The organism is Bradyrhizobium sp., assembly GCF_047605465.1.
Taxonomy (GTDB): Bacteria; Pseudomonadota; Alphaproteobacteria; order Rhizobiales; family Xanthobacteraceae; genus Bradyrhizobium.
Map to the genome: position 1 here is coordinate 171,123 of NZ_JASGFS010000004.1, position 21,249 is coordinate 192,371.

The following is a 21,249-nucleotide window of genomic DNA, read 5'->3' on the forward strand; positions in this document are numbered from 1 at the left end:
CCAAAAATGAGCATAGGAGTGAAATGTTGTCTCAAGACCTGATCCGCGAAACGGCGTGCGCCGTCGTCGACAAGCTCCGATCTTGCGACGTCTCGCCGCTCGAACTGCTGGACGTGCTGGAGAAGCGCATCGCCGAAGTCGACGGCAAGGTCAACGCGCTGCCGACGCTGTGCTTCGACCGCGCGCGTGACAACGCGAAAGCGCTGATGCGCAAGCCGGCCGGCGCACGCGGACTGCTCGCGGGCCTTCCGGTTCCCATCAAGGACCTGGCCGACGTTGCGGGTGTCCTCAACACCCAGGGATCGCCGATCTTCAAGGACAGCGTCCCGGCCAAATCCGACATCATGGTCGAGAACCTCGAGGCCAACGGCGCCGTCATCTATGCAAAGTCCAACACGCCGGAATTCGGCGCCGGCGCCAACACCTTCAACGAAGTGTTCGGCGCAACTCTCAATCCCTGGGATGTTTCGAAGTCGGCTGCCGGCTCCTCCGGGGGCGCCGCTGTCGCGCTCGCGACCGGTACGGCGTGGCTCGCGCAGGGCTCCGACATGGGGGGCAGCCTGCGCAACCCCGCAAGTTTCTGCGGGGTCGTCGGAATGCGCCCGAGCATCGGCCGCGTCGCGCGGACACCGAAATGCTCCATCAACCGCAACCTCACCGTCCAGGGGCCGATGGCGCGCAATGTCGAGGACCTCGCGCTCCTGCTCGACGCCATGAGCGGTGATTATCCCGCCGATACGCAGTCGCTACCGGCGCCCACCACCTCGTTTCTCTCCGCGGCGCGCGCGGGCAGGAAGCCGAAGCGCATCGCCTATTCGCCGGATCTCGGCATCACGCCGGTCGACCCCGAGGTCAAGGCCATCACGCGCAAGGCCGCCGAGCGCTTTGCCGAGGCCGGCGCCGTCGTCGAGGAGGCACATCCGGACTGGCGCGAGGCGCATGAGTGCTTCCACGTGTTGCGCGCCTTCGACTTCGCGATCAGCAAGGCGCAGCTTCTTCGGACCAAGCGAGACCTGCTCAAGCCCGAGGTGGTCTGGAACATCGAGGAAGGCCTCAAGCTGACGGTCGAGCGGCTCGAGCGTGCCGAGGCGCAGCGGGTCGGGATGACTGCACGCGCGATCGAATTCTTCGAGAGTTACGATCTGCTGCTCGCCCCGGCAACGATCGTCCCGCCCTTCCCGGTGGAGAATCGCTATGTCGCCGAATGCGACGGCAAGCGGTTCGACAATTACGTCGAATGGCTCGGCATCGTCTACGCGGTCACGCTCGCCTCCTGCCCGGCGCTGTCGCTGCCGTGCGGCTTCACGGCATCCGACCTGCCGGTCGGCCTGCAGATCATCGCTGCACCGCGGGCCGATGCGCAGGTTCTGGCCGGCGCGAAAGTGCTGGAGGACATTCTGGGCCTGCGCGGGACCACGCCGATCGATCCACGCGTGAAGACGTAATTTCACTTCTTGCCGCGGACGCAGCCCGGCGCTCCTGCCGCGGCGCGTTGCCGATATCTGGTTCCGGGCCTGCACGGCAGCGCGGGCGCGCTCCAGTGCACGTCCGCGACGGGGAACGTCACCTCGCGCTCGCCGCCTCCAGGCTACGGCTGTAGCGCGACATCGCGAAGCAGAACACGAAGTAGATCGCGGCGACGAAAATGTAGACTTCGACCGAATATTGCTGCCAGCCGGGATCGATGATGGCGGTCTTGGCCGTGGTCAGCAAATCGAAGATGCCGATGATCAGGACGAGGCTGGTGTCCTTGAAGAAGGCGATGAACGTGTTGACCAACGGCGGGATCACGTGGCGGATCGCCTGCGGCAGAACGATCAGCCGGTTCTTGCGCCAATAGGACAGACCGAGCGCATCGGCGGCTTCATATTGCCCACGCGGCACGGCCTGAAGACCGCCGCGGATCACCTCGGCCAGATAGGCGCCGGCGAACAGGATGATCGCGATCTGGGCGCGCAGCAGCTTGTCGATGTTGAAACCGCCCGGCATGAACAGCGGAAACATCACGCTCGCCATGAACAGCAGGCTCACCAGCGGCACGCCGCGGATCAGTTCGACATAGAGTACGCACAGCGAACGGATCGCCGGCAGCTTCGATCGTCGGCCCAGAGCGACGAGGACGCCGAGCGGAAAGCCGAAGGCCAGGCCGAAAGTCGCCAGGATCAGCGTGACCGGCAATCCGCCCCAGCGATCCTGCGAGACGAAGCTCAATCCGAACACACCGCCCCACATCAGGCCGCTGATCAGCGCGAGTGCACCGATCCAGAGATAGACCAGTGCACGGCGCCACCAGGCACGGCGGGTGGAGAGATAGAACAGCGCGATGAACAGCACCACCGACAGCGCCGGTCGCCATTGCTGGTCGAACGGATAGGTGCCGAACAGGATGAAGCGATATTTTTCAGGAATGACCGCCCAGCAGGCACCGAGGCCGCGCGCGGCCCGGCAGGCGCTGGAATCGTTCGGCGGCGTCAGCCATACCGCGTTCGCGATGCCCCATTGTACGAAGCTGACGATGCCTTTCGCGAGCACCGCGAACAGCACCACCGTGATGATGCCGTTCGGGATCGACGAGAACAGGTTCGTGCGCAACCAGCGCACGACCGGGTTGCCCATTTGCGGTCGGCGGCCGGCGCGCGGTTCTTCGGGGAAGTCGGTGATCGCCGTCATGATCAGCGCTCCACCAGCGCGATGCGCGCATTGTACCAGTTCATGAAGAAGCTGATGCCAAGGCTGATGGTCAGGAATACCGCCATGATCAGCGCGATCGCCTCGATCGCCTGCCCGGTCTGGTTCAGCGTAGTGTTGGCGATCGACACCACGTCCTGGTAGCCGATCGCGACCGCGAGCGAGGAGTTCTTGGTCAGGTTGAGATACTGGCTCGTCATCGGCGGCACGATGACGCGCAGGGCTTGCGGCAGGATGATCTGCCGCAGCATGAAGCTGCGGCGAAGGCCCAGCGCATTGGCGGCATCCCATTGGCCGCGCGGAACGGATTGGATGCCGCTGCGCACGATCTCGGCGATGAAGGCCGATGTATAGGTGACGAGCGCGATCAACAGCGCAAAATATTCCGGCGCCAACGTCAACCCACCAACGAAGTTGAAACCACGCAGCTCCGGCCAGGCGACGGTCCAGGACACGCCGAGCAGCAACGACACCAGCGCCGGCAGCACGACGACGAGGCCGAGCGCAAACGGCCAGCCCGGCCGAGGCTTTCCGTCCCGCATCTGCTGCGCCGTTAGCCATCGCCGGATGACGTAGAACACCGCAAGGCCCAGCGCCGCCGTGCCGAGCACCCAGAGCTGCGGCGTGCCGATCGAGATCGACGGCAGGATCAGGCCGCGATTGGACAGGAACACGCCTTCGATCGGCCTCCAGGCCTGCCGCGCGGCCGGCAGCGCCTGCATCAGCACGTACCAGAACAGCAATTGCAGCAGCAGCGGGATGTCGCGCAGCAACTCGACATAGACCGCAGCGAACCGCGCGAGCAGCCAATTGGCCGACAGCCGCGAAATCCCGATCAGCGTACCCAGAATGGTCGCGAGCACAATGCCGATCACCGCAACGCGCAGGGTGTTTGCGACACCGACGACGAAGGCCCAGAGATACGTGTTTTTTGGATTGTAGGCGAGCAGGCTGTCGTCGATGGGCATCCCCGCTTCGCGCCCGAGGAATGCGAAACCGGTCGTGATACGGCGGGCCGACAGGTTGGTGACGGTGTTGGACCAGAGAAAGGCGATGACCGCGACTGCGATACCGACCACGAGGACCTGCCAGAACAAGCCCTTCAGTTCGCGGCTTCCAAGTGCGATCGACCAGCCACGGCGTGGCGGCGGCCTAGGGCTATCGGTCGTCACAGCACAAAAATCCTTCTTGAAGGCAGTGGCTTCCGGCGGCGCACGTCAAGTGTTGCACCAATATTTTATTCGTGCAACAAATGTTTCATGGCCGAGCCCGCGAAATCCTCGCCGCTGAGCGAACTGTGCAGCGCATTGCCATCGCTCCCGATGCGTCTTCGGGAGGTCGGACGTTTCGTCGCGGCAAATGACTACGACGCCACCACCCGTTCAATGCGCGATCTTGCCGCGGAGGCCGGCGCCGATCCGGCCGCGTTCACGCGGCTTGCCAAGGCGATCGGCTATTCGGGCTGGGAGGAGCTGCGAGCGGCGCTGACGGAGGCGCGGCGTCCGTCGCAGATCTCTCCCTTCTCCGTCCGCGCCAAGAGCCGCCGCCACGGTCCGAGTTCGGATGTCGCTCTCGTCACCGAGAAGCTCGAGGCGGAAGCCGCGGGCCTGCCGCGCATCCCTGCCCAACCGATTGCCGAAGCCGCCCGCGCGCTGCATGACGCAAAGCGGATCTGGATCGCCGGTTATCGCAGCTGTCGCAGCGTCGCCGAGCTCCTGAACTACGAGCTGCGGCTGTTTCGTCCCGAACAGGTGCAACTGATCGGCACGTCCGGCCCCGACGACCTCGATCTGGCCGCCTTTCGGCCGGGCGAAGCCGTCATCATCATCGGCTTCCTGCCCTATACGCATGCGAGCGTCCGTGTCGCGCAGGCCGCCTATCGCGCTGGCGTCACGCTGATCGCGATTGCGGACAGCCTCGCGGCGCCGATGGCCGAAGGCGCCGACCACGTCCTGCGGTTCGAGGCCGCAGCCTCCCCTGGATTTTTCCCGAGCCTTACGGGCGCAGTTGCAATCGCGCAGTCGCTGGCCGCGGTGACGTTCTCGCTCGGCGGCGCCGCAGCCAAGAAGCGTCTTGAGAACATCGAGGCGCGGCTCGCCGCGGCCTCCACTTACGTTTCAGAGAAAGGTTGACCCATGAGCACCAGCCGCGTGTTGCACCGTTCGTTGCGAGACACGCCGCCCAAGGCGATCGGCGGTGAAGGCGTCTATCTCATCGCCGAAGGCGGGCGGCGCGTGATCGACGCTTCCGGCGGTGCGGCGGTCTCCTGCCTCGGCCACCAGCATCCGCGCGTGATCGCGGCGATGGCGAAGCAGGCCTCCACCCTGGCCTATGCCCACACCTCCTTCTTCTCGTCGGAGCCTGCGGAAGCCCTTGCCGAAACCCTGGTCGGCCACGAGCCCGGTGGACTTGCCTATGCCTATTTCGTCAGCGGCGGGTCGGAGGCGATCGAGGCCTCGATCAAGCTGACACGGCAGTACTTCATCGAGCGCGGCGAGCCCCAGCGGCAGCATTTCATCGCGCGGCGGCAGAGCTATCACGGCAACACGCTCGGCGCGCTCGCTGCCGGAGGCAACGCCTGGCGCCGTGCGCCCTACGCGCCGCTGCTCTCCGCGGCATTCAGCCATGTGACGCCTGCCTTTGCCTACCATGAGAAGCGTGATGGCGAGTCGGATGCGCAGTTCGTCGCGCGGCTTGCGGCCGAACTCGAGGCCGAATTCCAGCGCCTTGGTCCGAACACGGTCGCGGCGTTCCTCGCCGAGCCGGTCGTCGGCGCGACGGCTGGTGCCGTGACCGCGCCGGACGGCTATTTCAAGGCGGTCCGCGAGATCTGCAACAAGCACGGTGCGCTGCTCATCCTCGACGAGGTCATGTGCGGCATGGGTCGCACCGGAACAACGCATGCCTGGGAGCAGGAAGGGATCGCGCCCGACATTCAAGCGATCGCAAAGGGGCTCGGCGGCGGCTACCAGCCGATCGGCGCGATGCTCGCGAGCGGCAAGATCATCGACACGATCCGCGCCGGCTCGGGGGCGTTCCAGCACGGCCATACTTATCTGGCGCATCCTCTCGCCTGCGCGGCCTCGCTGGCGGTGCAGCAGGTGATCCGGGAGGACGGCCTGCTCGACCGGGTCAAGGAACGCGGCAAGCAGTTCGAGCAGCGCCTGACCGAGCGCTTCGGCAATCACCGCCATGTCGGCGACATCAGGGGACGCGGACTGTTCTGGGCGATCGAACTCGTCGCAGATCGCGCCAGCCGCACCTCGTTCGATCCGGCGCTCAAGCTGAACCAGCGGATCAAGGCGGACGCCTTCGCCAACGGACTCGGCTGCTATCCCGGCGGCGGCACCGTGGACGGCGTTCGCGGCGACCATGTGCTGCTGGCACCGCCCTACATCGCTTCAACGGAGGAAATCGACCTGATCGTCGACCGGCTCGGCACAACCGTCGACAACGTGTTGCGTAGTGTCAATCACTGAGGGGAGACTAACGAGATGAGGAAAGTGGTTTTTGCGGCAGGCCTGCTTGCGGCATCTACGGTGATCGCGTCGGCGGCGACTCTCGACACGATCAAGAGCCGCGGTACGCTCGTGTGCGGCGTCAGCGCCGGCTTCGCCGGCTTCTCCGCACCGGACTCGCAAGGCACCTACAAGGGCCTCGACGTCGACTATTGCCGCGCGCTCGCCGCCGGCGTGCTGGGCGACCCGAGCAAGGTACGCTATGTCGCGCTGACAGCGCAGAATCGTTTCACCGCCCTGCAATCCGGCGAGATCGACGTTCTCTACCGCAACTCGACGCAAACCTATTTGCGCGGCGTGACGCTCGGCCTCCGTCAAGGCCCGATCAACTTCTACGACGGCCAGGGCTTTGTCGTGAAGAAGGACCTCGGCGTGAAGGAACTCAAGGACCTGAAGGGCGCGACCGTCTGCGTCGCGCAGGGCACCACGCACGAGGTCACGCTCGGCGACTACGGCCGCGCCAACGGCATCGACTGGAAGCCGCTGGTGTTCGACCGTGTGGACACCATGTACCAGACCTTCTTCGGCGGCCGCTGCGATGCCATGACCCAGGACGCTTCCGCGCTCGCCGGCGCGGTGACGACCGCGGCGCCGAATCCGGCCGACTACGTCGTGCTGCCGCAGACCATCAGCAAGGAGCCGCTCGGGCCGTTCACCCGCAATGGCGATGACGTCTGGAGCGACATCATCACCTGGCTGCATTACGGCCTGATCGAGGCCGAGGAGCTCGGCGTGACCCAGGCCAATGTCGACGAGATGACGAAGTCGCAGACGCCCGCCATCCAGCGGCTGCTCGGCGCATCCGGCGATCTCGGCTCACGGCTCGGGCTCGACAACAAATGGCTGGTCACCGCGATCAAGGCGACCGGCAATTATGGCGAGATCTACGAGCGCAACGTCGGCAAGGCGAGCCCCCTCAAGCTCGAGCGCGGTCTCAATGGCCTCTGGAGCAAAGGCGGCCTGATGTACGCGGTGCCGTTCAAGTAGGCGCCTTCGTGTCCCGGAGTGCCGCGGCGTGCAACGCTACGGCACTCCGCCCAACAGAGACATCGGCCGCGGGCCTCCCAGTTAGTCACTTTCGATGACCACGCTCCCTCGTATCGCCTTGATCCACGCGCTCAAGCACTCCATCGCACCGATCGAGGCAGCGTTCGCGACCGCATGGCCGCAGGCGAGGCTGATGAACCTGCTCGACGACAGCCTGTCGGCCGATCTGGCCCGCGACGGCGAGCTCACGGATGCCATGACCGAACGTTTTCTCGCCCTCGGCGATTATACGGTCGCGACGGGAGCGGACGCGATCCTGTTCACCTGCTCGGCCTTCGGTCTCTGCATCGAAGCGGTCGCGCGCGCTCACGCGCCGATGCCGGTATTGAAGCCGAACGAGGCCATGATCGAACGTGCCGTGATGATGGGCACGCGGATCGGCCTGCTCTCGACCTTCCCGCCGACACTGGTGTCGATGCCGCCTGAATTTCCGGCATCCGTCCATGTCGTGCCGAAGCTTGCCGAGGGAGCGCTGGCTGCGCTCGACCGCGGCGATCGAGCCGAGCACGACCGGCTGATCGCGGACGCCTCGCGCAGCCTGCGCGATTGCGACGTCGTCGCGCTGGCGCAGTTCAGTATTGCGGCAACCGCGCCGCTGGTTGCGGAAGCAACCGGCCGCCCCGTCGTGACCACGCCGGACAGTGCCGTCGAGAAATTGATGAAGCTGCTGGCCGCGAAAGCCTGAAATGGGCCGCGCTTTGCTCCAAACCCCGTACGTGTGATTTCGATGCGCCTCAAGCGCCGGGTTTTCCCCGGCGCTTTGTGGCCTTGATCGCCGCGGCGAGCGCGACCTTGGTTTCGTTGACGAAGTCCTCGACCAGGTCCTCGCGCGAGGCATGAGCGGCCTCGCCGGTGAACAGACCCTGCTCGGCCAGCATCACGACACCGTGCAGCGCCGCCCAGATCTTGAGCGCGTGCCGCTCGCGCAGATAACCCACGGCAGGCACCTCCAGCGCCTCCGTGACGAGCCCGAACGTCTCGTGGGTAACCGCATGCAGCTCGCTGCCTTTTGCGGCACATGACACCGTGCGGGAGGCGAACATCAAGCGATACACACCGTTGCGCCGCAGGCCGAAATCGAGCGTTGCCTGCGCCAGCCGCGAGAGCTTCGACTGTTTCGACGGCTTTGCCATTGCCTCGCGCAGGATCGCGTTGAACTGCCGGAACGCCTCCGCGGTCACCGCCGCAAGCAACGCCTCGCGGTCGGCGAAGTGCCGATAGGGCGCAGGCTGCGAGACGCCGAGCTGCTTCGCCAGCGCCTTGATGCTGATCGCCTCCGCTCCGCCCTTTTCGGCCTCGCGCAAGGCAGCCTTGATCAGGGCGTCGCGAAGGTCGCCATGGTGGTAGGTGTTGAGCGGCTTGCGGGCAAGTTGTGAGCGCATGTCGGGGCCGAGCCTATAAGTTTGCGCTTGACAGGGGAAGCCCGCCGCGAATGTAATAGACTATAACTTAAAGCGGACGACCGACGCCGCAGAAAAACGACACGAGGAACGCGCACCGCTTCGGGCGCGCGCACGACCGAGGAAGCCGCAATGGCAGAGCGACTCAAGGTTCACGTCGACCCCGACAAATGCCAGGGCCACGCGCGCTGCAAGGCGCTGGCGCCGGAACTATTCGAACTCGACGAATACGGCAACGCCCACGAGGCTGGAGACGGCAGCGTTCCCCCTGGCCTCGAAGACAAAGCCTGGCTTGCCAAATCCAATTGCCCGGAAATCGCAATCGACGTGATCGAGGAATAGCGCGGTCCGCGTTCGCTTGCGCGTGCCCTCAGTGAACACGAGCCTCAGGAGCTCCCCGAGATGTCCGACGTCAGCCAACCCGTCGCCCATCCGCCCGTGACGGACTGGATCAACGATTTCGACCACACCGATCCGCAGTGGACGGACGACCCCTTCCCGATCTGGGAGGAACTGCGCGCCGCAAGCCCGGTCGTGCACACCGACCGATTTCTCGGCTGTTACTTGCCGACGACCTACGAGGCCGTGCGCGAGATCGCCAACGATACCGAGCACTTCTCCTCGCGCCGGATCATCGTCCGCGACGTGCGGCCGGAGATCACCAACAGAAATGCCGCGCCGCCGATCACGTCCGATCCTCCCGTGCACAAGCCCGCCAAGCAGCTCCTGCTGCCACCGTTCACGCCGGACGCGACGAAGAAGCTGGAACCGCGGGTTCGCGCCATCTGCAACGAGCTGATCGACGGCTTCATCGCCGAGAAGAGCGTGGATGCGGCAGCGCGATACACCAAGCACATTCCGGTGCGTGCGATCGCCCACATGCTCGGCATTCCCGAGGCGGACAGCGACCTGTTCATCAACTGGATTCACATGATCCTCGAACTCGGGATCAAGGACGAGAACAAGCTGCTCCAAGCTGTCCAGGAGATGAGCGTCTATTTCACCGCGCACATCGAACAGCGCAAGATCAAACCGACCGACGATCTCATCTCCTATCTGATGAACGCCAGGGACAAGGACGGACGGCCGCTGGAGGACTCCCACGTGCTGGGTTCGCTGCGGCTACTCCTGATCGCCGGCATCGATACGACCTGGAGTGCGATCGGCTCTTCGCTCTGGCATCTTGCCCGAACGCCGGCCGACCGCGAACGCCTGATCGCCGAGCCCGAGCTGATCCCGACAGCCGTGGAGGAACTGTTGCGCGCCTATTCGCCGGTGACGATGGCCCGGGAAGTGGTCAAGGAGACCACGGTGTCGGGGTGCCCGGTCAAGACGGGCAACATGGTGCTGCTGTCCTTCCCCGCCGCCAATCGCGACCCCAAGATGTTTCCGAACGCCGACAAGGTCGTGATCGACCGGCGCGAGAACCGCCACGCCGCCTTCGGCCTCGGCATCCATCGCTGTGTCGGTTCCAACCTGGCACGAATGGAGATGCAGGTTGCGCTGGAGGAATGGCTGAAACGGGTTCCCGACTTCCGGCTTGATCCCGCAGGCACCGTGACCTGGTCGCAAGGCACCGTGAGAGGCCCCCGCCAGTTGCCATTTCTGCTTGGAAAGGCAATGTAGACCTTTCCAGATCAGCGATGCGGAGAGGCCGGAATGACAGAGCAAGCGATCAAACCGGCCCCCGAACATTTTGACGTTGCCGACGCCGAGCGGAGGATCAAGGCGATCTTCATCGGCTCGATCGGCAATCTCGTCGAGTGGTACGACTTCTACGCCTATACGGCGTTCGCCCTCTATTTTGCTCCGGCCTTCTTCCCCGGCAGCGATCCCGTCGTGCAGCAATTGAACGCCGCCGTCGTGTTCGCGGCGACCTTCCTGATGCGTCCCCTGGGTGGCTGGCTGTTCGGCTATCTCGCCGACCATTTCGGCCGGCGTATCTCGCTGACGCTGTCGGTGGTCTTTATGTGCTTCGGCTCGCTGATCATCGCGCTGACACCGACCTACGCCACCATCGGCTTCGCCGCACCGGTCATTCTGGCGTTGGCACGCGTCATCGAGGGCCTCAGCCTCGGCGGCGAATACGGCGCCAGCGCGACCTATCTCAGCGAGGTCGCCGATCCCAAGCATCGCGGCTTTTATTCAAGCTTTCAGTACGTCACCCTGATCGGCGGCCAGCTCACCGCGATCATCGTGCTGCTGCTCCTGCAGAAGGTTTTCCTCACGCCCGAGGAGTTGAAGGCCTGGGGCTGGCGCATTCCGTTCGCGATCGGCGCGATGCTGGCAATCTTCGCCGCCGTGATGCGGCGCGGCCTGCACGAGACCGAGGCGTTCGAGGAAGCCAGGAAGACTGTGAAGCCGACCGGCTCGATCGTCAACCTGCTGCAATATCCGCGCGAGCTACTACTGGTGGTCGGCCTGACCGCCGGCGGCACCGCGGCGTTCTACACGTTCACTACCTACATGCAGACCTTCGTCAAGCTCTCGGTCGGCCTGACCGAGGACCAGACAACCTTCGTGATCTTCGGCACCCTGATCTTCGCGACCATCCTGCAGCCGATCTATGGCGCGATCTCCGACAAGATCGGTCGCAAGCCGCTGCTGATCTTCTTCGGCGTGATCGGCACGCTCGCCACCGTGCCGCTTCTGATGGCCTTGAAGGAAACCAAGTCGCCGTTCATGGCGTTCATCCTGATCTGCGCCGCGTGGCTGTTCGTGGCCGGCTACACCTCGATCAATGCGGTCGTGAAGGCGGAACTGTTTCCGACCAACGTCCGCGCGCTCGGCGTCGGCCTGCCCTATGCCATCACGGTATCGATCTTCGGCGGCACCGCGCCGGCGATCGCGCTCTACTTCAAGAGCATCGGGCGCGAAGAGTGGTTCTACTACTATCTCGCCGGCGTGATCTGCCTGTCGCTGATCATCTATGCTACGATGCGCGACACCAAACACGAATCCGCGATGCATCGCCACGAGTAGGCCATGGCCGAAGAGACCGAGCCGCCGTCCGACAGCAAGCTGACGCGCACCAAGGAGAAATGGGCGCGCGAAGGCCGCTTTCTCACCGGCAGGATCAGCCGGCCGGACGACCAGCGGCTGCCGCCCGGCCAGCATCTCACCAAGGACTGGCCCGTGCTCGATCTCGGTGTCGTCCCGCCGGTTTCGCGCGAGCGCTGGCGGCTCGATGTCTATGGCGCGATCGAGAACCCGGTCTTCTGGACCTTTGCGGAGTTCGCCGAGCAGAAGCAGGCGCGGTCGACTTCCGACATCCATTGCGTGACGACCTGGTCGCGCTACGACAACGAGTGGGATGGCCTTGCCACGCGCGAACTGCTCGCCGCCTGCCGGCCGCACGACGACGCGCGTTTCGTGGTGCTGCACGCCTATGACGGCTACACCACCAACCTTGCGCTCGACGATTTCGCCGCCGAGGACGCGCTGCTCGCCCATAGCTGGTCGGGCCGGCCGCTGTCGGACGAGCATGGCGGCCCGGTACGGCTCGTCGTGCCGCACCTCTATTTCTGGAAGAGCGCGAAATGGGTTCAGGCCATCGAGTTCCTGACGGAGGACGCGCCAGGCTTCTGGGAGGTCCGAGGTTATCATAGCCGCGGCGATCCATGGGCCGAACAGCGCTATTCGGGCGATTAGGACACAAGCAGGACGGGGGAAGGCCATGCCGACGGAACGCTTTCAATTCACGGGCGAAGGCGGTCACCAGCTTGCGGCCGCGCTGGAACTGCCGGACGGCGAGCCGGTGGCCTTCGCGTTGTTCGCGCATTGCTTTACCTGCGGCAAGGATACGCTGGCGGCCAAACGCATCTCGGTCGCGCTGGCAACCAGAGGCATTGCGGTGCTGCGCTTCGACTTCACGGGACTGGGCTCCAGCCAGGGCGATTTCGCCAACTCGACCTTTTCCTCGAATGTCGCCGATCTCGTGCGCGCAGCGGATCATCTGCGCGCGACCCACAAGGCGCCATCGATCCTGATCGGCCATAGCCTTGGCGGCGCCGCGATCCTCGCCGCGGCGGGGAAAATACCCGAGGCCAAGGCTGTCGCGACCATCGCGGCGCCATCGGACCCCGCCCACGTCACCGGGCTGTTCAGGGAGCAAATCGACGACATCCGCGCACGCGGCGAGGTCGAGGTGTCGCTCGCGGGCCGTCCGTTCCGGATCAAGCGCGAATTCCTCGACGACGTCGTCGAACATGAGCTGATGAAGGACGTCACCGGCCTGCACAAGGCGCTGCTGGTGATGCAGTCGCCGGTCGACGACACCGTCGGGATCGACAACGCGACCAGGATCTTCATCGCTGCGAAGCATCCGAAGAGCTTCGTCTCGCTCGACCATGCCGATCATCTGCTGACAAGGGCCGCCGACGCGCTCTATGCGGCCGACGTCATCGCCGCATGGGCGAGCCGCTACATCGACACCGCAAGCCTCGCGAAGGTGACGGACGCTGCCGAAGCACCTCGCCAGGTCGTGGTGCAGGAAACCCGCAAGAGCAAGTTCAACCAGACCATCTCGGTCGGGCCGCATCGCCTTGTCGCGGACGAACCGGTCGCGGCGGGCGGCGAGGATGCCGGCCCGGGCCCTTACGATTTCCTGCTTGCCGGCCTGGGCGCGTGCACGTCCATGACCATGCGTCTCTATGCCGACCGCAAATCGCTGCCGCTCGACCGCGTCACGGTCACGCTGAAGCACTCCAAGATCTACGCCAAGGATTGCGAGGAGTGCGAGACGCGTGAGGGCATGCTCGACCAGATCGAGCGCGACATCGCAATGGACGGCGCCCTCGACGCCGAGCAGCGCAAGAAGCTGATGGAGATCGCGGACAAATGCCCGGTTCACCGCACGCTGACGTCGGAGATCAGGATCATGACGAGGGCCGTCGACTGACGCGACGGTCCTAGAAGCACGAGGCCATCGTGCGGACGGCGGCGCTGATCTCGCTCTCACGCCACGCCGCAAAACCAAGCAACAAGCCGTGATCGCGCGGCCGGCCGAGCGACAGGCTGGACAAGGCACGCGTTTCGACGCCTGCCTCGACAAGGCGCTCGACTGCCGCCCGATCGGCCGTGCCGCGCCTGAGACGGGCAACGAGCTGGATGCCGCCCGAGGGCACCTCGACCGAGAGCACGTCGCCGAGGTGACGCTGCAATCCTTCGACGAGGTGGTCGCGCCGGGCGTGATAAAGCCGGCGCATCCGCCGGACATGCGCGAGAAAATGTCCTTCGATGATGAACTCCGCCAGCGCCTCCTGGATATGGCTCGCCGCCAGCAATCCCATGTGCCGCTGGGCAATCTCCAGGGTTCCTGCGAGGGCCGGCGGTGCGACGAGATAACCGAGCCGGATGTCCGATGTCATCGCCTTCGAGAAGGTGCCGACATAGAACACGCGGCCATGGGCATCGAGCCCCTGCAAAGCCGGCACGGGCCGGCTGTCATAGTGGAATTCGCCGTCGTAATCGTCCTCGACGATCCATGTCTTGCCGGGCCGGCTCGCGGCGAGAAAGGCGGTGCGGCGCGCCAGCGACATCAGCCGCCCTGTCGGGTGCTGATGCGACGGCGTCATGAAGATCAGCGTCGGCGCTGCGCGTCCCTGCATCCACTGCACGCCCTGCTCGTCGAGCTTCATTCCGGTCACGCGCGCGCCCGAAGCGCGGAAGGCGGCCGCCGCGCCGGGATAGCCGGGATCCTCGACCCAGACATCGTTGCCGGGCGCAACGAGGGTCGCCGCGATCAGGGTCAGCGCAGCCTGCGCGCTCGGCAGGATCATGATCTGGTCGGCTGTCGCGCTGACACCCCTGCTGGTCGCCAGATAGTGCGCCAACGCCTCGCGCAGGCGCGGCCGGTTGATCGCTCCGAGTTCGCGCTTCGGCGCGCGGATCGCGCTGCGGCGCAGGCAGCGCGCCCAAACCTCGTTCGGAAACTCCCGGAAATCACCCTGCCCCGGCCGCAATGGCCGGAGCGGAGCCTGATAGGACATCGGCCAATCCGCTTGCCGCAACGTGGAAGCCCAGGGAGAGAGCCGGGGCTTGCCGGACCGAGCACGCGAGGCCACCGCGCCCGCTCCCTCCTGCACCCTGTCACCGTCGGCCGTCACCACCGGACGCCGGCCGCGTGACATCTGCAGATAGCCCTCGGCAGCAAGTTGCTCGAACGCATAGGTCACGGTGTTGCGTGACACGCCGAGGTCGCCCGCGAGCCCGCGGCTCGACGGCAGTGCGCGGCCCTTGCCGATGCGTCCGCCGGCGATCAGGCTTCGGAGCTGGCTCGTCAACTGAGCCACCAGGCCGTCGTCGTCTGACCGCTTCAGCTCGATCAGGCCGGAGATCGTCGCTTCGGAAACTGGCACCTTATTTCTTTCCAATCTGGCGCTTTTTTGAGGTCCATTGATGATGCTATCCATCGGGATGCACCGTTTCAAGGACCACTGAGATGAACGCTCCTCTATCCCACCGCGCGGCCGTCGGCCTGTTCCTGATCGTCGTGCTGGCCTGGGGCGTGAACTGGTCGGTGACTAAGCAACTCGTGCAGTCCGTCCCGCCGCTATGGACCGCCGCGATCCGAAGCTGGATCGCGCTTCTCGGCCTTCTCGTGATCCTCGGACTGAGCAACAATCTGGTGATCCCCGAGCGGCGCGACATTCCGGTGGTCCTCAGCGTCGCGCTGCTGCACATGACATTCTTCTCGACGCTGGTCGCAGCGGGGTTGCGCTTCCTGCCCGCCAGCAAAGGCATCGTGCTCGGCTACACCACCCCGCTCTGGGTCGCGCTCGCGGCGCCCATGATCGGAAAGGAGAGCTTGACCGCGCCGAAACTCGCCGGGGCACTGCTGGGGCTCATCGGCCTTGCCGTGATCCTGAATCCGGCATCGATCGACTGGACCAGCACGAGCGTGCTGTTCGGCGCGGGGATGGTCATCCTGGCCGCGATCTGCTGGGCTGCGAACATCATCTATATCCGTTCGCATCACTGGATCGCATCCCCGCTCCAGCTCCTGATCTGGCAGGTGCTCGTCGCGACCATCGTGCTCTCGACAGCAGCCGCGATCGTGGATGGTCCGCCGCACGTCGAATGGTCCCCGCGGCTCGTGCTCCTGTTCCTGTATTCGGGCCTGATCGGAACGGCCCTGGCCTATTGGGCGATGTCGATGGTCAACAAGAGCATCTCGGCGCTCACGACCTCGCTCGGCACCACGGCGACGCCGATCGTCGGCATCGCGAGCGCGGCGATCCTGCTGGGCGAACCGATCGACATCAGCCTCGCGGTTGCTGCAGCGCTGATCGTCGCCGGCATCGGCCTTGCGACGCTGGCGGACTGGCCGCTGCGCGGTCAGGCCACCGCGAAAGGCTGAACACGCAGCGCGCCCTTCAGACCGGCCGCTGTGCCAAGGAGAATTCCGGCAACCGCCACGAACGATCCCAGCGCGAGCGTCGACAGGCCGGTCAGCCCCTGCCCGATCGAACAGCCGAATGCCATCACGCCGCCGATGCCCATCAGCGCAGCTCCGCTGGTCGAGCGCAGCATATGACGCGGAGAGGAATAACCTTCGAGATGGAAGCGGCCCGTGGCGAGCGCGGTGAGCAGACTGCCGAAGAAGACGCCCGCCACTGTCGCGATGCCGAAATTGAGCGTCAACCCCGTCGAGAGCATCGCGTATTGCAGCGCATCGGCGATTGGCGCGATGAAGGTGAGCGACGTGACCGGGACGGGATTGAAGTCGTCGGCCCCGAGATAACCGGTGGCGAACCAGCCGGCCGCAACGAGGGCACCGACGACGACTCCGGCCGCGATCTGGCCGGGCGATCGGCGGAACGCCGGATGCGCGAATGCGAACAGGATGAGCGCGACGACCACCGCAGCCGCAGCCAGTTCGCGCGCGACGGGATCAGCAAGACCCAGCGAAGCCAGCACCGACGGCAGCGAATTGGCGTTGACGGTGGTCTGCGAGGCCTGGACCAGTGCAATGCGCGCCGGGGCGATCAAACCCTTGAGCGTCATCTGTGCGGCGATGGCCAGCACGATCACGACCACGAAGGAGCGGAGATTGCCACGGCCGAGCAGCACCAGCGCCCGCGAGCCGCAGCCGTTCGACAGCACCATGCCGTAGCCGAACAAAAGGCCTCCCAGGAACAGGACGGGCGCGGAGAAGGTCTGCTGCAGGTAGATCGACTTGCCGAGATCGACCGTGCCGCTGCCGGCGAGAAGCTGGCTGGCGGCGATCGCAACGGCGATCGCAAGCGCGTAGCTCCGCACCAGCCGACCATCGCCCTCGGCAAGAAAGCCGCGCATGCTGCTCATCAGGCAAAAGCCGCTGAGCAAGCCGACCGCACCGTAGATCAGGCCGATGACGAGGCCGGCGAGGATGACGAGTTGGGCGGCTTCCATAAGTCGTTCTCGAACCTCTAGCTATCAGTCGTCCTTGCGAGCGAAGCGACGAAATCCAGTCGGCTTCTGCGGAAGGACTTTGGATGTCCTTGCTGCGCTCGCAATGACGCGTTTCACGGCCGCAGGATCACCCTGTCGCGCGACGATCCGGCCACCGCGACATACGCCTCCCTGGCGCGATCGAGTGGATAGATCGCGTTCGCCCTGATCGGAAACGGCTTCAGACGGCCGTTTGCGAAGCCGGGACCTAGGTCGCGCAGCACCGCGCCTGTCGCAACCGATGACAGGCCGAGCGTGTCGATGCCGACATAAGTGTGCTGACCGCGGTAGAATTCCAGGATGTTAAACTGCACGATCCGGTCGATCGCCGCGATCAGGATCTGGCGCCCGCGCAGGGCGAGCGCCTTGTGTGCGGCCTGGAAATAGGGATCACCGACCGTATTGAAGACGATGTCGGCGCCCTTGCCGCCGGTCAACTCACGTACGCGCGCGGCAACATCTGTTGCGGAGGCGTCGATCACCTCGACCGGTGCGTTGCTATGGCCTTCATACGCCTCTGCCTTGCGGACCACGCCGATGACGCGCGCTCCTTGCCAGGTGGCGATCTGTACCGCGGCCTGACCGACCTTGCCGTTGACGCCCATCACCAGCACGGTCTCGCCGCTCTTCGGCAGCCCGGCGCGGCGGAATCCCTCCATCGCGGTGACGAAGGGCACGCCGATGCCGGCCGCCTCCTCCCACGACAACGCCTTCGGCTTCTCCACCACTGCATCGGCCTCGACGACGAGATGGCTCGCATGGGTGCCGTCACGGCGGATGCCGAGATCGCCGGACGAGCCGAACACGTCGCGGCCGATCATGCCGGCAGGCCCCCCGATGATCACGCCGGCGTAGTCACGCCCGGGCGTGCGGGGAAACACCGCGTAGGGCATCAACCCGGTCGCCGCCTTGACGTCGGACGGATTGACGGCAGCGGCCTTGACCTCGATCAGCAGATCGTTCGGGCCGCGTGTGAGCATATGGCGTTCGACCACCGGCGCGACCGCGGCAGCATTCTCGGCCTTGGCATTGAGGCGGACGCAGCGCGCCTCGACGGCTTTGGTATCGGCTGACGACATGGAAAGACCCGCAATTGCTCGCGGGCCTTGTCGCCTCTGGCGCCGGTCAAGTCAACCGCCTCCCCACCCCTGAGGGTTGAGAGCTAATCCTTCGGCCGCTTGTCGTAGAGCCGTTTCGCCTTGCCGAGCGAGCGCTCCAGCGTGGCGGGCGCAACCACCTTCACCCTCGAGCTGATCCCGATCGTATTCTTGATGTGGGTGGATATCCGATCGGCGTGGTCGACGAGCCCCCGGCCGTCCCAGCTCTCGCTGCGCGCCTCCGCGATGATGGTCAGTTCGTCCATACGTCCCTCGCGGGTCAGTTCCAGGACGAAGTGGCCGCCGCACCAGTCGGTCGCGAGCAGCACCTCCTCGATCTGGGTCGGGAACAGATTGACGCCGCGCAGGATGATCATGTCGTCCGAACGTCCCGTCACCTTCTCCATCCGCCGCATGCCCGGCCGTGCCGTGCCGGGGAGAAGCCGCGTCAGGTCGCGGGTGCGATAGCGGATCACCGGAAAGGCTTCCTTGGTCAGCGAGGTGAACACCAGTTCGCCCTTCTCGCCGTCTGGCAGCACCGCGCCGGTCTCGGGATCGATCACTTCGGGATAGAAATGGTCTTCCCAGACGTGCAGGCCATCCTTGGTCTCGATGCATTCCTGCGCAACGCCGGGGCCGATCACCTCCGAGAGGCCGTAGATGTCGGTCGCGTCCATATCGAAGGCTTCCTCGATTTCGGCGCGCATCGCGTTGGTCCAGGGTTCGGCACCGAAGATGCCGACCTTGAGCGAGCATTGCCGCGGATCGAGCTTCTGCCGTTTGAATTCGTCGAGGATCGCCAGCATGTAGCTCGGCGTCACCGTGATGATGTCCGGCCGAAAGTCGTTGATGAGTTGAACCTGCCGCTCCGTCATACCGCCGGAGATCGGCACCACCGTGCAGCCGAGCTTTTCCGCGCCGTAATGCACGCCCAGCCCGCCTGTGAAGAGGCCATAGCCATAGGCATTGTGGATGATCATCCCGGTGCGGCCGCCCGCAGCGCGGATCGAGCGCGCCATCACCTCCGACCAGGTGTCGATGTCGCGTTGCGTATAGCCGACCACGATCGGTTTTCCGGTCGTGCCCGAGGAGGCATGCACGCGCACGAGCTTCTCGCGGGGAACCGCGAACATGTTGAAGGGATAATTGTCGCGCAGATCCGTCTTGGCCGTGAACGGAAACCTGGCGAGATCGGACAATTCGCGAAAGTCGGATGGATGCACGCCGGCCTTGTCAAAGGCTTTGCGGTAATGCGCGACATTGTCGTAGGCATGTTTCAGCGACCAACCCAGACGCTGCGTCTGCAACGCCATGATCTCGTCGCGCGACGCGCGCTCGTGCGCGTCCATCTCGGCACTATAGGTGTTGCCGCCTTCCTTGCGCTTCGTCAGAGCCATCCTCGTTTCCCCACATCATTGTCTGTTCTTTTCTTTATCGGTCTTGCGTCGGCAGCCAGGTGCCGGGAATGACGCGCGAGTGCCCGCGAAATTCCGCGATGATCGTATCGCCGGCCGTGACGCGCACGTCGTAGATTCCGGAGCGGCCGCCACGGGTGATCTCCCGCGCCTTCGCGACGAGCCGGTCGCCGAGCTTGCCCGGCTTGATGAATGTAATCTGGCCTTGCGCCGCGACCACACGCTCATTGTGGGAATTGCAGGCGAAAGCGAAGGCGGAATCGGCGAGCGTGAAGATGAAACCGCCATGGGCGATCCGCTGACCGTTGACCATGTCCGGCCGCACCGTCATCGCCAACGTCGCAAAGCCGGGGCCGATCTCGACGATTTCCATGCCGAGCCCCTTGGAGGCATCGTCCTCGCCCCACATTGCATCGGCGCAGGCGCGGGCAACGTCCTCGGGCGACGGAGCTGCTTTGACGTTCACTTACTTCTCCGAGTTGGATGTCGATCCCTGATGTTCTGCCGGATGCCGGAGGCTGTCAAACGTGGTCGTAATCGACCACGACCCGCTCGGAACGGGGTTTGGCCTGACAGGTCAGGACAAAACCGGCCTTCAGCTCCCAGGGCTCCAGCGAATAGTTGATGTCCATCGGCGCCTCGCCCTCGACCAGCTTTGCGCGGCAGGTCGAGCACATTCCGCCCTTGCAGGCGAAGGGCAGATCGACACCGGCGCGCAGCGCGGCATCGAGGATTGCCTCGTCCTCGGCGACCGGGACATCGCGACGCTTGCCGTCGATGATCAGGGATGCGATCGCCTTCGGCGGCGCATCGGGTGCCACGGCCTTCTTCGCCCGTGGCTTGCCCCCGAATTCGGAGACGAAGCGCTCGACATGGATACGATCCTCGGGAATGCCGATGTCGCGGCACGTCGCCTCGATCTCCTCGCTCATGCCCAGCGGTCCGCAGACGAAGACGTGATCGACGCTTGCGGCCGGCACCAGAGAACGCAGGAGCACCCGCACCTTCTCCCCGTCCAGCCGGCCGTGCAGGATGGGGATATCCTGCTCTTCGCCCGAGATGACATGGAAGATCGAGAGCCGGTCGATGAAGCGGTCCTTCAACTCCTCGAGTGCCTCCAGGAACATGATGTTGTCGGTCGCGCGGTTGCCGTAGAACAGGAAGAAACGGCTATCCGGCTCGCGCGACAGCACGCCCTTGACGATCGACAGGATCGGCGTGATCCCGGAGCCTGCCGCAAAACCGACATGGATGCGTCCGAGGTCGGCCGGCGGCACCACGCCGAAGCGCCCCGTGGGGGTCATCACGTCGAGCTCATCGCCGCATTTCAACTCCTCCGCGGCCCAGCTCGAAAACGCGCCACCGTCGACCTTCTTCACCGCGATACGGATCTCACCGTCGTCGGGGCCGGAGCAGATCGAATAGGAACGGCGCACCTCCTCACCGTCGAGCGTCGTGCGCAGCGTGAGGTATTGGCCGGGCGAGAAGGCGTAATCGCCCGCGAGGTCGCCGGGGATGGTGAACGTCATCGAAACCGCGTCGGACGCCTCACGGCGGAGATCGCTGACGGCCAGGCGGTGGAAGCGTGGTGCGGCTGCGGACATCAGAAAGATCCTATCCCGGTCTCACCGTCGTCATCGCGCTCGCAATG

The 21,249-nt window shown here is 65.1% G+C and carries 20 protein-coding genes; 11 read left to right on the forward strand and 9 right to left on the reverse strand.

What is annotated here, in order from left to right; translation table 11 throughout:
• Positions 1 to 23: 23 nt before the first annotated feature.
• The gene (locus QM712_RS06235; protein WP_415022191.1) at positions 24 to 1,445 is read left to right on the forward strand and encodes an amidase; all 1,422 of its coding nucleotides are present in this window, start codon (positions 24 to 26) and stop codon (positions 1,443 to 1,445) included.
• A 118-nt stretch (positions 1,446 to 1,563) separates the two neighbouring features.
• Here the strand turns inward: QM712_RS06235 and QM712_RS06240 are convergent, their stop codons facing one another.
• Both QM712_RS06240 and QM712_RS06245 read right to left on the reverse strand, forming a co-directional pair.
• Positions 1,564 to 2,670: an amino acid ABC transporter permease gene (locus QM712_RS06240; RefSeq protein ID WP_415022192.1), complete on the reverse strand. Its 1,107-nt coding sequence runs from the start codon at positions 2,668 to 2,670 to the stop codon at positions 1,564 to 1,566.
• Positions 2,671 to 2,672: 2 nt separating this feature from the next.
• Positions 2,673 to 3,860, reverse strand: a complete 1,188-nt coding sequence (locus QM712_RS06245; protein ID WP_415022193.1) for an amino acid ABC transporter permease — start codon at positions 3,858 to 3,860, stop codon at positions 2,673 to 2,675.
• A gap of 87 nt (positions 3,861 to 3,947) precedes the next feature.
• Between QM712_RS06245 and QM712_RS06250 the strand changes: the two genes are divergently transcribed.
• From QM712_RS06250 to QM712_RS06265, 4 genes are all read left to right on the forward strand, one after another.
• The gene (locus QM712_RS06250; protein WP_415022194.1) at positions 3,948 to 4,820 is read left to right on the forward strand and encodes a MurR/RpiR family transcriptional regulator; all 873 of its coding nucleotides are present in this window, start codon (positions 3,948 to 3,950) and stop codon (positions 4,818 to 4,820) included.
• 3 nt (positions 4,821 to 4,823) lie between these two features.
• On the forward strand, positions 4,824 to 6,167 hold the full coding sequence (locus QM712_RS06255; RefSeq protein ID WP_415022195.1) for an aspartate aminotransferase family protein: 1,344 nt from the start codon (positions 4,824 to 4,826) through the stop codon (positions 6,165 to 6,167).
• Positions 6,168 to 6,182: 15 nt separating this feature from the next.
• Complete coding sequence (locus QM712_RS06260; RefSeq protein ID WP_415022196.1) at positions 6,183 to 7,193, forward strand: amino acid ABC transporter substrate-binding protein; 1,011 nt, start codon at positions 6,183 to 6,185, stop codon at positions 7,191 to 7,193.
• 94 nt (positions 7,194 to 7,287) lie between these two features.
• On the forward strand, positions 7,288 to 7,938 hold the full coding sequence (locus QM712_RS06265) for an aspartate/glutamate racemase family protein (RefSeq protein WP_415022197.1): 651 nt from the start codon (positions 7,288 to 7,290) through the stop codon (positions 7,936 to 7,938).
• 49 nt (positions 7,939 to 7,987) lie between these two features.
• On the opposite strand, the gene QM712_RS06270 is transcribed toward QM712_RS06265, so the two are convergent.
• A complete protein-coding gene (locus QM712_RS06270) occupies positions 7,988 to 8,635 on the reverse strand; it encodes a TetR/AcrR family transcriptional regulator (protein WP_415022198.1) in 648 nt (215 codons plus the stop codon).
• A 150-nt stretch (positions 8,636 to 8,785) separates the two neighbouring features.
• Here QM712_RS06270 and QM712_RS06275 point away from each other — a divergent pair, with 150 nt between their 5' ends.
• Genes QM712_RS06275 through QM712_RS06295 form a run of 5 tightly spaced genes read left to right on the forward strand, consistent with a single transcriptional unit; the run spans position 8,786 to position 13,553 of the window.
• On the forward strand, positions 8,786 to 8,995 hold the full coding sequence (locus tag QM712_RS06275; RefSeq protein ID WP_415022199.1) for a ferredoxin: 210 nt from the start codon (positions 8,786 to 8,788) through the stop codon (positions 8,993 to 8,995).
• A gap of 60 nt (positions 8,996 to 9,055) precedes the next feature.
• Complete coding sequence (locus QM712_RS06280) at positions 9,056 to 10,279, forward strand: cytochrome P450 (protein ID WP_415022200.1); 1,224 nt, start codon at positions 9,056 to 9,058, stop codon at positions 10,277 to 10,279.
• Between the two features lie 33 nt (positions 10,280 to 10,312).
• Positions 10,313 to 11,635, forward strand: coding sequence for an MFS transporter (locus QM712_RS06285; protein ID WP_415022201.1), 1,323 nt, complete (start codon positions 10,313 to 10,315; stop codon positions 11,633 to 11,635).
• Between the two features lie 3 nt (positions 11,636 to 11,638).
• Positions 11,639 to 12,304: a sulfite oxidase-like oxidoreductase gene (locus tag QM712_RS06290; protein WP_415022202.1), complete on the forward strand. Its 666-nt coding sequence runs from the start codon at positions 11,639 to 11,641 to the stop codon at positions 12,302 to 12,304.
• Positions 12,305 to 12,329: 25 nt separating this feature from the next.
• Entirely contained in the window at positions 12,330 to 13,553 is a 1,224-nt protein-coding gene (locus QM712_RS06295; protein ID WP_415022203.1) for an alpha/beta fold hydrolase, read from the forward strand.
• A 10-nt stretch (positions 13,554 to 13,563) separates the two neighbouring features.
• On the opposite strand, the gene QM712_RS06300 is transcribed toward QM712_RS06295, so the two are convergent.
• Positions 13,564 to 15,012, reverse strand: a complete 1,449-nt coding sequence (locus QM712_RS06300; protein WP_415022204.1) for a PLP-dependent aminotransferase family protein — start codon at positions 15,010 to 15,012, stop codon at positions 13,564 to 13,566.
• A gap of 83 nt (positions 15,013 to 15,095) precedes the next feature.
• Between QM712_RS06300 and QM712_RS06305 the strand changes: the two genes are divergently transcribed.
• Positions 15,096 to 16,013: a DMT family transporter gene (locus QM712_RS06305; RefSeq protein WP_415022205.1), complete on the forward strand. Its 918-nt coding sequence runs from the start codon at positions 15,096 to 15,098 to the stop codon at positions 16,011 to 16,013.
• On the opposite strand, the gene QM712_RS06310 is transcribed toward QM712_RS06305, so the two are convergent.
• From QM712_RS06310 to paaE, 5 genes are all read right to left on the reverse strand, one after another.
• Positions 15,992 to 17,047: a YeeE/YedE family protein gene (locus QM712_RS06310; RefSeq protein ID WP_415022206.1), complete on the reverse strand. Its 1,056-nt coding sequence runs from the start codon at positions 17,045 to 17,047 to the stop codon at positions 15,992 to 15,994. The genes QM712_RS06305 and QM712_RS06310 overlap by 22 nt on opposite strands.
• A 113-nt stretch (positions 17,048 to 17,160) precedes the next feature.
• Positions 17,161 to 18,165, reverse strand: coding sequence for a quinone oxidoreductase family protein (locus tag QM712_RS06315; RefSeq protein WP_415022207.1), 1,005 nt, complete (start codon positions 18,163 to 18,165; stop codon positions 17,161 to 17,163).
• 83 nt (positions 18,166 to 18,248) lie between these two features.
• Positions 18,249 to 19,580 carry a phenylacetate--CoA ligase PaaK gene (gene paaK, locus QM712_RS06320; RefSeq protein WP_415022208.1) on the reverse strand — a complete coding sequence of 444 codons (1,332 nt, stop codon included), beginning with the start codon at positions 19,578 to 19,580 and terminating at the stop codon, positions 18,249 to 18,251.
• A gap of 34 nt (positions 19,581 to 19,614) precedes the next feature.
• Complete coding sequence (gene paaI, locus QM712_RS06325; RefSeq protein WP_415022209.1) at positions 19,615 to 20,064, reverse strand: hydroxyphenylacetyl-CoA thioesterase PaaI; 450 nt, start codon at positions 20,062 to 20,064, stop codon at positions 19,615 to 19,617.
• A gap of 55 nt (positions 20,065 to 20,119) precedes the next feature.
• Entirely contained in the window at positions 20,120 to 21,202 is a 1,083-nt protein-coding gene (gene paaE, locus QM712_RS06330; protein ID WP_415022210.1) for a 1,2-phenylacetyl-CoA epoxidase subunit PaaE, read from the reverse strand.
• Positions 21,203 to 21,249 lie beyond the last annotated feature (47 nt).